Origin of the sequence: Streptomyces racemochromogenes (assembly GCF_039535215.1) — a bacterium.
Taxonomy (GTDB): domain Bacteria; phylum Actinomycetota; class Actinomycetes; order Streptomycetales; family Streptomycetaceae; genus Streptomyces; species Streptomyces racemochromogenes.
Window position 1 is genome coordinate 5,264,323 of record NZ_BAAAWT010000001.1, and the last position, 13,509, is coordinate 5,277,831.

Sequence of the window (13,509 nt, forward strand, 5' to 3'; positions counted from 1 at the left end):
GGATCAGGCCCCTGCCTTGCCGAGGACTGTGGGCGCTTCGAGGTCCTTGTGGAGTTCGAGCTGGTTGCGCCGGTTGGGGATGAGGCCTTCGGGGCGCAGGCGCATCAGGATGACGAGTGCGATGCCGAAGACGAGGAGCTGGTACTCGCCCAGGAACTGGAGCTTGTTGGGGATCATGAAGAGGAGGGCGCCGCCGACGAGGGGGCCGGAGATGGTGCCCATGCCGCCGAGTACGACTGCCGCGAGGAGGAAGGCGGAGTTCGGGGGGACGGCGTTGGCGAAGACGTACTGGTCCGGGGTGACGGTGTAGTTCACGTGGGCCTGTACGGCGCCGGCGAGGCCGGCGAGGGTGGCGCCGAGGGCGAAGGCGATGAGCTTGACGCGGAAGCCGTTGATGCCCATGGCTTCGGCGGCTGTCTCGTCTTCGCGGATGGCGACCCAGGCGCGGCCGATGCGGGATTCGGCGCTGCGGCGGAAGACCATGATCACGATGAGGGTGACCAGGAGCATCAGCAGGAAGTAGTTGGCGAAGCGGCCGATGGTGAATCCGGCGATGCTGTGGCTGGCGCCGAAGTCGAACCCGAAGAGGTTGACGTTGGGGATGTTGGCGACGCCGTTGGGGCCGTTGGTGAGGTCGGGTCCGCTCACGCCGTCGAGGTTGTTCATCGAGATCCGGAAGATCTCTCCGAAGCCGAGGGTGACGATGGCGAGGTAGTCGCCGCGCAGGCGCAGGGTCGGGGCGCCGATGAGGACGCCGAAGACCATGGAGGCGAGGGCGCCGACGAGGAGTGCGGCCCAGAAGGGCAGGTGCACGCCGAAGGGGGAGTTGGGGCTGCCGGAGACCAGGGCCGCGGTGTAGGCGCCGACGCCGAGGAAGGCGACGTAGCCGAGGTCGAGGAGGCCGGTGAGGCCGACGACGATGTTCAGGCCGAGGGCGACGGTGGCGAAGATGAGGATGTTGACGCCGAGGGTCGCGTACTGGTCGTCGGTCTGGGTGAGGGGGAAGGCGGCGGCCGCGACGAAGGCGCCGACGAGGGCGACGTTGCGGTGCTTGTTGGTGAGGGTGGTGAAGCGGGCGACCAGGCCGGCCTTGTTGAGGGCGGTGAAGCCGAAGCCGGCGGTGATCAGGAAGCCGATGAAGAGTTCCTGGTACGGGGTGGTGACGCCGTAGGTGAAGACGCCGAGGGCGACGGCGAGCACCGCGGTGATGATCAGGATCTCGGCGTAGGCCGGGAGGGCGCGGGCCGGCTTGGGGGTGCCGCCGGCGTGGGCGGCCTTGGTGACGGCCCAGCTGTTGCCGATGTTGTGCTTGGTCTGCTCCCACCAGGTGTCTTCGGGGTCCGCGAGTTCGGTCACGGGACGCTCGAAGGGCAGGGAGCGGGCGCCGAGCCAGGCGACGAGCGCGGTGGCGAGGGCGATGAAGCCGCCGGGTTCCAGGTTGACGAGGCCGCCGAGGGTGTTGCTGATCGCCCAGGCGGTGTAGGCCACGGTGAGGAAGGTGCCGAGGGCGCAGAGCTTGATGGCGGCGTCGGTTCCGGCGGGGGCGATCCACTGGAGGCCCTTGATGCCGTAGGAGCTGAGGCCGAAGAGCGCGGTGAGGGCGCCGCCGACGAGGACGAGCCACTGGAGGCCGCCCGGGTACCCGTAGACGGTGAGGTCGCCGGGGAAGGCGGAGGTCCAGGTCCAGGCGAGGAAGCAGCTGATGACCGTGAGGGCGCCGCCGGCGGTGGCCACGGCCCGGGCGGTCTTCTCGGGGAAGACGATTCCCCGGCGGCCGGTGGGCTCGGCCTGCGGCGTGTTGTCTGTGATGGTGGTCGTCATGGTTCTCACGCCCTGTCCGCCACGCGCTCGCCCATCAGGCCCTGGGGCCGGAAGAGGAGCACGAGGATGAGGAGTACGAACGCCCAGGTGTTGCCCCAGGACTGGCCGCCGAGCTGCTGCATGCCCGGTACGTCGGCGATGTAGGCGGTGGTCAGGGTTTCGGCGAGGCCGAGGACGATGCCGCCGATCATGGCGCCGTAGATGTTCCCGATGCCGCCGAGGACGGCGGCGGTGAAGGCCTTGAGGCCGAGCAGGAAGCCCATCTTGAAGTTGACCTCGCCGTACTTGAGGCCGTAGGCGACGGCTCCGATGGCGGCGAAGGCGGCACCGAGGGCGAAGGCCATCATGATGATGCGGTCGGTGTTGATGCCCATGAGCTTGGCGGTGTCGGGGTCCTGGGCGGTCGCCTGCATGCCGCGGCCGCTGCGGGTCTTCTTGACGAAGAAGCCGAGGAAGGCCATGGAGAGCGGGGCGGCGATCAGGAGGAAGACGTCACCGGTCTGGATGGTGATGCTGCCGAGGTGGAAGGGGCCGCCGGAGATCTCGGGGAAGACCACGGAGGAGGGGTACCAGGCCCAGACCGCCTGCTGGAGGACGATGGAGAGGCCGATGGCGGTGATGAGCGGCGCGAGCCGTGGGGCGTTGCGCAGGGGCCGGTAGGCGAAGCGTTCCGCGCCGACGGCGACGAGGGTGGCGACGATGATCGCGCCTATGATCATGAGGGGGAGGGCGACCCACATGGTGGTGCCGCCGGGGAGAGCCGTCCAGACCCAGAAGGCGCCGAACCCTCCGATCATGAAGATCTCGCCGTGGGCGAAGTTGATGAGCTGGACGATGCCATAGACCATCGTGTAGCCGATGGCGACGAGCCCGTACATGGATCCCAGTAGCAGGCCGTTGACCAGCTGTTGCGGCAGTTCGTGCACCGCAGGTCCTCCGAGTCTTTCGACGGATGTGACACCGCGCGGGGCGCATTGTTGCGCGCCCCGCGCGGCAGGTGAGGGGTGAGGGGCTGGCGGTTCAGGGGGCCAGCCGGTGGAGGTCAGCCGCCGTAGGTGCCGGACTCGACGGACTTCCAGTCGCCGCCTTCGACCTTGTAGACGGTGAGCTGCTTGTTGGTGGCGTCGCCGAACTCGTCGAAGGAGACCTTGCCGGTCACGCCTTCGAAGGAGACGTTCTGGACGGCGGCGAGGACCTTGGCGCGGGCGTCGGCGGGCAGCTTGCCGCCGTTGTCGTCGACGACCTTCTTGACGGCCTCGATGATGGACCAGGCGGAGTCGTAGGAGTAGCCGCCGTAGGCCGCGAACGGGTCCTTGTAGCCGGCCTTCTTGTAGTTGTCGACGAACTCCTTGGCGGACGGCAGGCTCTCGACGGGCGCGCCGACGGAGGTGGCGAGGTCGCCGGTGGCGCCCTCACCCGCGAGCTCGACGTACTTCTTGTCGTAGATGCCGTCGCCGCCGACGAGGGGGATGTTGGTGCCGGAGGCCTTGATCTGCTTGCTGAGCGGGCCGGCCGCGGGGTACTCGCCGCCGTAGTAGACGACGTCGGCGCCCGAGGACTTCACCTGGGTGACGATGGCCGAGAAGTCCTTCGACTCGGGGTCGATGTGGCCCTCGCCGGCGACCTGGCCGCCGAGCTTGGTGAACTCGCCCTTGAAGGTGCCGGCGAGGCCGGAGCCGTAGGTCTTCTTGTCATCGATGATGAAGACCTTCTTCTTGCCCGCCTTGTTGAAGAGGTACTGCGCCGCGAACGGGCCCTGGATGGCGTCCGTGGTGGCGGTGCGGAAGTAGCTCTTGTAGGTGCGGTTCTTGACGCCCTCGTTCCACTTCGGGCCCTGGGTCAGCGACGGGCTGGTGTTGGCCGGGGAGATCTGGGCCAGCTTCGCGTCGTCGAAGACCTTCTGCATGGCTTCGGAGACGGAGGAGTTGAGGGGGCCGACGACGCCGAGGACGTTCTTGTCGGCGGTGAGCTTGGTGGCGTTCTGCTGGCCGGAGGAGGCCTGCGCCTGGTCGTCGAGGGCCTGGATCTTGAAGGTGACGCCCTTGACGTACTTCTTCTCGTTGGCCTGCTTGGCGGCGAGGTCCGCGGAGTTCTTGATGCCGAGGCCGAGGGCGGAGAGGTCGCCCGTCAGCGGGGCGTCGACGCCGATGACGACGGTGGTGCCGCCGGCGTCGGCGGCTCCGCCCTTGTCGTCGCGCGAGCCGCAGGCGGTGAGAGTGAGAGCGCCCGCGGCGAGGGCGGCGGTCACGGCGATGAGCTGACGAGAACGCACGATCAGTCCTTTCCTGGCGCCGCGTCCCCCGTGGGACGCGTCGAGTCGAACGCGGGGACCGAACTGAAGAAATCCGGCGGTCGCGGTAACTGGCCGTGACTCTAGGCGGCTCATCGGCGGTTATGGAGGGCTGAGGCCAATGATGTGACTCTCTTGTTATGCCACGGCGTAATACATAGCGGTTCACGGCGGGTGGAACGGGGGAATTCAGGCCGGTTCGTCTTGTCCGCATCCTGAGACGGGGCAGGACCATCGAGCGGTTTGAGTCCTGACAGGCCAGGACTCTGGGGGTTTTTGCTCATGACGGTCCGGGGGTGGCCGCATCTCGGGCTTCGGGACAGGCCCTGGTCAGCGCGACGGAAAGATCCCCGGCATATCGGTCACCGGGGATGTAACTGTGATCCTCTTTCTGGAATCCATTACTCAGGGTCACTTCCAGGAAAGGAAGACCCGAATTCCGTGCTACATGCACGCAGTCTTTTGCCTGAATGAGGACGAGGAGCTCACGGACTTCCCCCGCCCGGATCGTGGCCGGAAGGGATGGCCGGATCGTCACGCCGAGGGCCTGAGAGGGCTGGCCGATCCGCTCCACCGTGACGGCCGGCCCGACCGCCGTCCGCACACGCACAGTGAAGGCGAACGCGGCGCCGTCCGGAGCAGGCTCCACGGGCCCCGCGTACGTGAGGGAGAGCGCCTGGGAGGGGGCGGGCGGGGCCTGCGGGCGGGGCGGCTCCGGGCGCGTGGCGTAGATGCGGGCGGCGGCCGCGGCCAGTACGGCGGCCGACGCGACGCTCAGCACGGCCCTGCGGTGGCGGGCGTAGCGGGAGCGGATCCAGTCCGCGCCGGGCGTACGGGGACCCCTGCGCGGCCCGTGTCCGTCCTCGGTGCCTTCCCCGGGCTCCACCGGGCCGATGCCGGCGCTCACTGCCAGGGCCCGCCGGTGGGGGTGCCCGAGCGGTGGTGCTCGGCACAGCGGGCTTCGGCGTCGCGGGCGGCGCCCTCGCGGACTGCCGCGGCGCTGCCGCCGGCGCGCTGCCCGGCGCGGGCGGCTTCGAGGACGGCGCGCAGGATCTCGTTCTGGTCGCCGGACAGGCCCATGGACTGGTAGTCGAGGCCGACGGCGTCCTCGTCCGCTGCGGCGTCGAGGACGACCCCCGCCCAGTGGGTGACGAGGGCGGCGCACAGGGCCCGGGGCGGGGTGGTGCGCGGGGCGGGGGCGGTGTGGGGCGCGCGGGTGGGGCCGGCGCAGCCCGACAGCAGGGTGACGGTCAGGGTGGCCGTGGTGAGGCCGGCGGCGAGGAGCGCCGTCGTCCCGCGTGCGGCCGTGACGCCGCGCGGCGCCGGTCCGGATCCCATGCGGGAACGCTAGACCGGCGCCGCGGGCGGCACAACGGCTCGTACCGGCCGGGGTGTTAAGAGTCCGTGTCGCGCAGCAGGCAGGTGAGGCGGGCGGTGCAGACGCGGCGGTCCTGCTCGTCGGTGATGACGATCTCGTAGGTGGCGGTGGAGCGGCCGCGGTGGACGGGGGTGGCGGTGCCGGTGACGTGGCCGTCGCGGACGCCGCGGTGGTGGGTGCAGTTGAGGTCGACGCCGACGGCGATCTTCTTGCTGCCGCCGTGCATCATGGCGCCGACGGAGCCGAGGGTCTCGGCGAGCACGGCGGAGGCGCCGCCGTGCAGGAGTCCGTAGGGCTGGGTGTTGCCCTTGACGGGCATGGTGGCGACGACGCGTTCGGCGGAGGCCTCCAGGATCTGGATCTCCATGCGCTGTCCGAGGGCGCCCGCCGAGAAGAGGGCGGGGAGGTCTATGCCCAGGGCGGCGTACTCGTCGAGGACTTCCTGGGGGAACTTCACGGCGTGCTGCTGCTCGGCGGCCATGGGGCTGCTCCGTTCGTCAACGATCGTTAACCAGTGTCTGGGCTCGTTCTATCAGGCCGGTTCGAAGCGGACGACGACGGACTTGCTGGCGGGGGTGTTGCTGGTGTCGGCGGTGGAGTCCAGGGGGACCAGGACGTTGGTCTCCGGGTAGTAGGCGGCGGCGCAGCCGCGTGCGGTGGGGTAGTGGACGACGCGGAAGCCGGGGGCGCGGCGTTCGACGCCGTCCTTCCACTCGCCGACGAGGTCGGTGTAGGAGCCGTCGGCGAGGCCGAGCTCGGCGGCGTCCTGGGGGTTGACCATGACGACGCGGCGGCCGCCGGTGATGCCGCGGTAGCGGTCGTCGAGGCCGTAGATGGTGGTGTTGTACTGGTCGTGGCTGCGCAGGGTCTGCAGGAGGAGCCGGCCGGCGGGCACCCGGGGGTACTCGACGGGGGCGGCGGTGAAGTTGGCCTTGCCGGTCTTGGTGGGGAAGCGGCGTTCGTCGCGGGGGCCGTGGGGGAGCCGGAAGCCCTCGGGGCGGGCGGCGCGGGCGTTGAAGTCCTCGAAGCCGGGGACGACGCGGGCGATGCGGTCGCGGATGGCCGCGTAGTCGTTCTCGAACTCCTCCCAGGGGGTCTGGGATGCGGTGCCGAGGACGGCGCGGGCCATGCGGGCGACGATGGCCGGTTCGGAGAGGAGGTGGGGGGAGGCGGGGGCGAGGTTGCCGCGGGAGGCGTGGACCATGCCCATGGAGTCCTCGACGGTGACGAACTGGCGGCCGCTCTTCTGGACGTCCTTGTCGGTGCGGCCGAGGGTGGGCAGGATCAGGGCGCGCCGGCCGGTGACCGCGTGGGAGCGGTTGAGCTTGGTGGAGACGTGGACGGTGAGGGAGGCGCGGCGGATCGCGGCCTCGGTGACGTCGGTGTCGGGGGTGGCGGCGACGAAGTTGCCGCCCATGGCGAAGAGGACCTTGGCCCGGCCGTCGCGCAGGGCCTCGATGGAGCGGACCACATCGTAGCCGTGGGTGCGGGGCGAGGTGATGCCGAATTCCTCGTCGAGGGCGTCGAGGAAGGCGGGGGCGGGGCGTTCGAAGATCCCCATGGTGCGGTCGCCCTGGACGTTGGAGTGGCCGCGGACGGGGCAGACGCCGGCGCCGGGGCGGCCGATGTTGCCACGGAGCAGGAGGAGGTTGACGACCTCGCGGATGGTGGCGACGGAGTGCTTGTGCTGGGTGAGGCCCATGGCCCAGCAGATGATGGTGCGCTCCGAGGCCAGGATCATGGCGAGGGCGCGTTCGATCTCGGGGCGGGTGAGGCCGGTGGCGGTGAGGGTCTCGTCCCAGTCCGCGTCCTTGGCGGCGGTGGCGAGGGCCTCGTAGCCGTGGGTGTGCTCGCGGATGAAGTCCTCGTCGAGGGCGCCGTCCGTCTCGATGACGAGCTTGTTGAGGAGGCGGAAGAGGGCCTGGTCGCCGCCGATGCGGATCTGCAGGAAGAGGTCGTTGAGGGGGGTGCCCTTGAGCATGCCCAGGGGGGTCTGGGGGTTCTTGAACCGCTCCATGCCGGCCTCGGGCAGCGGGTTCACCGAGATGATCTTCGCGCCGGCTTCCTTGGCCTTCTCCAGCGCGGAGAGCATGCGGGGGTGGTTGGTGCCCGGGTTCTGTCCGGCGACGATGATCAGGTCGGCGCGGTGGAGGTCTTCGAGGGAGACGCTGCCCTTGCCGATGCCGATGGTCTCGCTCAGTGCGGAGCCGGAGGACTCGTGGCACATGTTGGAGCAGTCCGGCAGGTTGTTGGTGCCGAATTCGCGGGCGAACAGCTGGAAGAGGAACGCGGCCTCGTTGCTGGTGCGGCCGGAGGTGTAGAAGAGGGCCTCGTCGGGCGAGGAGAGGGCGCCGAGCTCCTCCGCGATGATCGCGAAGGCCTTCTTCCAGCTGACGGGCTCGTACCGGTCGGCGCCCTCCGGCAGGTACATCGGCTGCGTGATGCGGCCCTGCTGGCCGAGCCAGTAGCCGCTGCGGGCGGCGAGCTCGGGCAGCGGGTGGGCGGCGAAGAAGTCCGGGGTGACGCGGCGCAGCGTGGCCTCTTCGGCGACGGCCTTGGCGCCGTTCTCGCAGAACTCGGCGGTGTGCCGCTTGTCCCCCTCGGGCCAGGCGCAGCCGGGGCAGTCGAAGCCGTCCTTCTGGTTGACCTTGAGCAGGGTCCGCGCGGTGCGCGCCAGGCCCATCTGCTCGTTCGCGATCTTCAGGGTGTGCGCGATGGCGGGGAGCCCCGCGGCGGCGTGCTGGGGCGGCGTGACGTGCGGTGCGTCCTGTACCGGGTCACCTGTGGGCGGCTTGGTCGCCATCGCGCTCTCCTTCGAGCGTGCGTACGGGTGCAGCAGGTCCTGCCGCGTCTTCCGATCCTTGCACGGCCGCGGAGCGGGTGGGGAGGGCGGTCCGGCGCAGCCCCGGGCCCGCGGCGGGCGCCCGCGGGGGCGGTCCGGCGCAGCCCCGGGCCCGCGGCGGGCGCCCGCGCCGGAATTGTCAGCGGGGAGCCCTAGGATCGGGGGCGTGGCAGAGACAGCATCGAAGAAGACCGACCAGCCGACCGCAGCGGACCGCCCCCGCCTGATGCTCATGGACGGGCACTCCCTGGCCTACCGGGCGTTCTTCGCGCTGCCCGCGGAGAACTTCACCACGGCCACGGGCCAGCCGACCAATGCCATCTACGGCTTCGCGTCGATGCTGGCGAACACGCTGCGCGACGAGGCCCCCACGCACTTCGCGGTGGCGTTCGACGTGTCCCGCAAGACGTGGCGCACGACGGAGTTCCCCGAGTACAAGGCGAACCGTTCGAAGACCCCGGACGAGTTCAAGGGGCAGGTCGAGCTGATCGGCGAGCTGCTCGACGCGATGAAGGTGCCGCGGTTCGCGGTGGACGGCTTTGAGGCCGACGACGTGATCGCGACGCTGGCGACGCAGGCGGAGGCCCTCGGCTTCGACGTCCTGATCGTCACGGGCGACCGCGACTCCTTCCAGCTGGTCTCCGAGCACACCACGGTGCTGTACCCGACGAAGGGCGTCTCCGAGCTGACCCGGTTCACGCCGGAAAAGGTCGAGGAGAAGTACGGCCTCACCCCGCAGCAGTACCCGGACTTCGCGGCGCTGCGCGGCGACCCGTCGGACAACCTGCCGGGCATCCCGGGCGTGGGCGAGAAGACCGCCGCGAAGTGGATCACCCAGTTCGGGTCGTTCGCGGAGCTGGTGGAGCGGGCCGACGAGGTCAAGGGCAAGGCCGGGCAGAACTTCCGCGACCACCTGGAGGCCGTGAAGCTCAACCGCGTCCTGACCGAGATGGTCAAGGACGTGGAGCTGCCCAAGACCCCGGCCGACCTGGCCCGCGCCCCGTACGACCGCTCCGCCGTCACCGGCGTGCTGGACGTGCTGGAGATCCGCAACGCCTCCCTGCGCGAGCGGCTGCTGGCCGTGGACCCGGGCGCTGCCGAGGTGGAGGCCCCCGCCCCGGCGGCCGGCGTGGAGCTGGACGGCTCGGTGCTGGGCGCGGGCGAGCTCGCGCCGTGGCTCCAGGAGCACGCGGGCGGACCGCTGGGCGTGTCCACCGTCGACAGCTGGATGCTGGGCACGGGCAACGTCAGCGAGATCGCGCTGGCCTCGGCGGGCGGCGCGGCCGCCTGGTTCGAGCCGTCCGCGCTCGACGAGGCCGACGAGCGGGCCTTCGCCGCCTGGGCCGCCGACGCGGCCCGCCCCAAGGTGGTGCACAACGCCAAGGGCCTGATGCGGGTCTTCCCCGAGCACGGCTGGACCCTGGCCGGCGTCACCATGGACACCGCGCTCGCCGCCTACCTCGTCAAGCCGGGCCGGCGCTCCTTCGCGCTGGACGTGCTGTCCGTGGAGTACCTGGGCCGCGAGCTCCAGCCCCCGGCCGCCGACGGCCAGCTCGCCTTCGGCGCCGACGACACCGCCGAGGCCGACGCCCTGATGGCACAGGCCCGCGCCGTCCTGGACCTCGGCGACGCCTTCACGGCCAAGCTGCCCGAGGTCGGCGCGGTCGAGCTGCTCCACGAGATGGAGCTGCCCACCTCCGAGCTGCTGGCGCGCCTGGAGCGGTCCGGCATCGCCGCCGACCGCGACCACATGGAGGGCATGGAGCAGCAGTTCGCGGGCGCCGTGCAGCAGGCGGTCAAGGAGGCGCACGCGGCGGTCGGCCACGAGTTCAACCTCGGTTCGCCCAAGCAGCTCCAGGAGGTGTTCTTCGGCGAGCTGGACCTGCCGAAGACGAAGAAGACCAAGACCGGCTACACCACGGACGCGGACGCGCTGGCCTGGCTGGCCACGCAGACCGACCACGAACTCCCGGTGATCATGCTGCGGCACCGCGAGCAGGCCAAGCTGCGGGTGACCGTCGAGGGCCTGGTCAAGTCGATCGCCGCCGACGGCCGGGTGCACACCAGCTTCAGCCAGACCACGGCGGCCACCGGCCGGCTCTCCTCCACCGACCCCAACCTGCAGAACGTGCCGGTGCGCACCGACGAGGGCCGCGCCATCCGCCGCGGCTTCGTCGTCGGCGAGGGCTACGAGTCCCTGATGACCGCCGACTACAGCCAGATCGAGCTGCGCGTCATGGCCCACCTCTCCGAGGACGAGGGCCTGATCGAGGCGTTCCTGTCCGGCGAGGACCTGCACACCACCGTCGCCTCGCAGGTGTTCGGCGTGGAGCGCTCCCAGGTCGACGCCGAGATGCGCCGCAAGATCAAGGCCATGTCGTACGGGCTGGCGTACGGGCTGTCCGCGTTCGGCCTGGCACAGCAGCTGAACATCGAGCCGGCCGAGGCGCGCGGGCTGATGGAGACCTTCTTCGAGCGGTTCGGCGGCGTCCGCGACTACCTCCAGCGCGTGGTGGACGAGGCCCGCGCGACCGGCTACACGGCGACGGTCTTCGGCCGCCGCCGCTACCTGCCGGACCTCAACAGCGACAACCGCCAGCGCCGCGAGGCCGCCGAGCGGATGGCGCTGAACGCCCCGATCCAGGGCACCGCCGCCGACATCGTCAAGGTGGCCATGCTGCGCGTGGACAGGGCCCTCGCCGAGGCCGGGCTGAAGTCGCGGATGCTGCTCCAGGTCCACGACGAAATCGTCCTGGAGATCGCCCCCGGCGAGCGGGAGCGGGTCGAGGAACTGGTGCGCCGCGAGATGGGGGCGGCCGTCGAGCTGCGCGCCCCGCTGGACGTGTCGGTGGGCGTCGGCGGCGACTGGGAGTCCGCCGCGCACTGATCCCCGTACGCGCGCTCCGGACGCCCGTCCCCCCGCCGCCTCAGGCGGTGGGGACGGGCGTCCGCTCGTGCGGGGCCGGTCGGCCGGGCCGGTCCCCGTCGCGGCGGTGGCGCAGCCGCACGAGCGCCCCGTACAGCAGCAGGCCGACCGCGAGGCCGCCGCCCGCGCCGAAGCAGACGGTCGGGATGATGTCGAGCGGGCTGCGGATCCGGTCGTAGAAGGTGTGGAAGCGGACCACCCGCAGGGTGATCCCGACGGCCGCGCAGCCGGCGATCAGGGCCGCGGCGGCCCACAGCTCACCGCGGCCGAGGACGGGCACGCAGGCGGGCGCCGGGCGGGCCGGCAGCCGCCGCAGGCCGGTCACGGTGAACCAGAGCAGCAGGCAGGCGGCCACCGCCGAGGAGCCGTACTGGACGTAGGAGTAGAGGGGCAGGCCGAAGGCGAGCGGATCCCCGAGCCAGGGCAGGGCGTTCGTCCCCCAGCGGCCCGGGTGCGTGAAGCTGTCCCACACCACGTGGGTGAGGGAGCCCGCCACGGCCGACAGGTAGAACCACAGCGCGAGCGCGGCCGCCGGGCGTCCCCGCCAGTCCTCGCCCCGGACGAAGGCGTGCACCCGGCCCCGGCCGCCCCGCGGCAGGAGCGCGAGGAGCGGCTCGCGCAGCAGCAGCCAGCACGCCGCGAGGAGCGCGGTCAAGGCGGCGTCCACGGTGGCCACTCCGGGCAGGGAGTGCGCGAAGTGCCCGTAGCCCATCACGCCGTTCACGACCGCGTCCGCGAAGTAGAAGGTGTCCGGGGCGAACGACCCGAGGACGAGCGCCGAGGCGACCAGCGGCCCCCGGGCGTGCCCGGCCCGGCGTATGGCCGGAAGCACGGCGGCCGCGTGGCTGAGAGTGAACGGCACGGGAGCTCCTCGGGGCGCTTGGGGTCCGCACAGTATGCGTGAGCTGCGAGGGAACGTGGGGATGTGGTGAATTTCCGCGGCGCACCACGTGTCCTGTGAAGGGAGCTGACGTAGGGTCACGCGGACGTCTAGGGGAGGGGACCCGTCATGTCGGCACGGATATTCGGACGCGGCCTGCGCAGGGGCGCGGCCGCGGCTCTGGTCTCGGCTCTGGTGGCCGCCGCCATGACGGCGTCCCAGGCCCCCGCCGGCGCAGACGAGGAGCGCGTCACGGCGGCCGGCGAGGAGGCGGCCGGGCAGGCGGCCCCGGGCGCCGGCGGGGACTCCTCCTACTTCACCGAACTGCCGCCCCTCGTAAGCCCCCAGCCACCCGCGGTGGTCCTGCCGGACGGGCAGTCGGGCGCCCCCGTGCAGCCGGAGGCCGCGGCCGTGCCGTCACCGGCCGCGGTGCCGGCGGCGGACCGGCCGGTGACCGAGGGCGCGCAGGGGATACCGGCGAGCGTGCTCGCGGCGTACCGCGCGGCCGAGCAGCGGGTGGCGGCGGACGACCCCGGCTGCGGGCTGCGCTGGCAACTCCTCGCGGCGATCGGCAAGGTCGAGTCGGGGCAGGCGCGCGGCGGGCAGGTGGACGCCGCCGGGACCACCCTGCGGCCCATCCTCGGCCCGGTGCTCGACGGGAACGGCTTCGCGAACATCTCCGACACCGACCGCGGGGCCTTCGACGGCGACACCCGCTACGACCGGGCCGTCGGGCCGATGCAGTTCATCCCGTCCACCTGGGCGGCCTGGGGCCAGGACGCGAACGGCGACGGGCGGCGCGACCCGAACAACGTCCACGACGCCGCGCTGGCGGCCGGGCGCTACCTGTGCGCGGGAGGCCGCGACCTGCGGACGGGGTCCGGCCTGGACCGGGCCGTGCTGTCGTACAACCAGTCCGGGGAGTACCTGCGGACGGTGCGGTCCTGGTTCACGTACTACCTCCAGGGCGCGCACGAGGTCCCGGACGCGGGCGGCAGCGGCACGGGCGCGGGCGTCCCGGCGGGCCCCCGGCCGTCGGACCCGAAGCCGACCCCGTCCCCGAAGCCCACCCCGTCCCCGACGCCGACTCCCACTCCGTCCCCGAAGCCCACCCCGACGCCGACGCCCACCCCGAAGCCCACCCCGACCCCGACTCCGTCGACGAAGCCGACGCCGACGCCGACGCCCACCCCGAAGCCGTCGTCCACGCCGAGCCCGACGCCCACCCCGACCCCGAAGCCGACGCCGTCCCCGACCGTCACCGCCCCGAAGACCGGACCGTCGGCCTCCCCGAGTGCCACCCCGAGCGCCACCCCGAGTGCCACCCCGAGCGCCACCCCGGCCGCGACCCAGTCGCCGGCCAGGCCCTAGC

9 protein-coding genes and 1 pseudogene are annotated in these 13,509 nt (G+C 71.7%); 2 read left to right on the top strand and 8 right to left on the bottom strand.

The features are described 5' to 3' along the window. Positions 1-3 precede the first annotated feature (3 nt). The 7 genes and pseudogenes from ABD973_RS24240 to ABD973_RS24270 all read right to left on the bottom strand — a co-directional run bounded on the left by ABD973_RS24240 (position 4) and on the right by ABD973_RS24270 (position 8,292). Entirely contained in the window at positions 4-1,821 is a 1,818-nt protein-coding gene (locus tag ABD973_RS24240) for a branched-chain amino acid ABC transporter permease (protein ID WP_125820799.1), read from the bottom strand. Positions 1,822-1,826: 5 nt separating this feature from the next. Continuing rightward, positions 1,827-2,747 (bottom strand): branched-chain amino acid ABC transporter permease, encoded by a 921-nt coding sequence (locus ABD973_RS24245; protein ID WP_125603304.1) that lies wholly within the window; start codon positions 2,745-2,747, stop codon positions 1,827-1,829. A gap of 116 nt (positions 2,748-2,863) precedes the next feature. After that, on the bottom strand, positions 2,864-4,093 hold the full coding sequence (locus ABD973_RS24250; protein WP_164720865.1) for a branched-chain amino acid ABC transporter substrate-binding protein: 1,230 nt from the start codon (positions 4,091-4,093) through the stop codon (positions 2,864-2,866). A 298-nt stretch (positions 4,094-4,391) separates the two neighbouring features. Then, positions 4,392-4,892 carry a Tat pathway signal sequence domain protein gene (locus ABD973_RS24255; RefSeq protein ID WP_345502078.1) on the bottom strand — a complete coding sequence of 167 codons (501 nt, stop codon included), beginning with the start codon at positions 4,890-4,892 and terminating at the stop codon, positions 4,392-4,394. A 122-nt stretch (positions 4,893-5,014) separates the two neighbouring features. Further along, positions 5,015-5,449, bottom strand: a complete 435-nt coding sequence (locus ABD973_RS24260) for a hypothetical protein (RefSeq protein ID WP_125820797.1) — start codon at positions 5,447-5,449, stop codon at positions 5,015-5,017. 56 nt (positions 5,450-5,505) lie between these two features. Further along, positions 5,506-5,940, bottom strand: a pseudogene (locus ABD973_RS24265) (PaaI family thioesterase); the annotation flags it as partial. Positions 5,941-6,021: 81 nt separating this feature from the next. Further along, positions 6,022-8,292: an FdhF/YdeP family oxidoreductase gene (locus ABD973_RS24270; protein ID WP_125820796.1), complete on the bottom strand. Its 2,271-nt coding sequence runs from the start codon at positions 8,290-8,292 to the stop codon at positions 6,022-6,024. Positions 8,293-8,497: 205 nt separating this feature from the next. Between ABD973_RS24270 and polA the strand changes: the two genes are divergently transcribed. Then, on the top strand, positions 8,498-11,218 hold the full coding sequence (gene polA / locus ABD973_RS24275; RefSeq protein WP_345502081.1) for a DNA polymerase I: 2,721 nt from the start codon (positions 8,498-8,500) through the stop codon (positions 11,216-11,218). A gap of 40 nt (positions 11,219-11,258) precedes the next feature. On the opposite strand, the gene ABD973_RS24280 is transcribed toward polA, so the two are convergent. After that, entirely contained in the window at positions 11,259-12,119 is an 861-nt protein-coding gene (locus ABD973_RS24280; RefSeq protein ID WP_345502083.1) for a DUF4184 family protein, read from the bottom strand. 147 nt (positions 12,120-12,266) lie between these two features. Here ABD973_RS24280 and ABD973_RS24285 point away from each other — a divergent pair, with 147 nt between their 5' ends. Beyond that, on the top strand, positions 12,267-13,508 hold the full coding sequence (locus ABD973_RS24285) for a lytic transglycosylase domain-containing protein (protein ID WP_345502085.1): 1,242 nt from the start codon (positions 12,267-12,269) through the stop codon (positions 13,506-13,508). The last annotated feature ends 1 nt before the right edge of the window (position 13,509 follow it).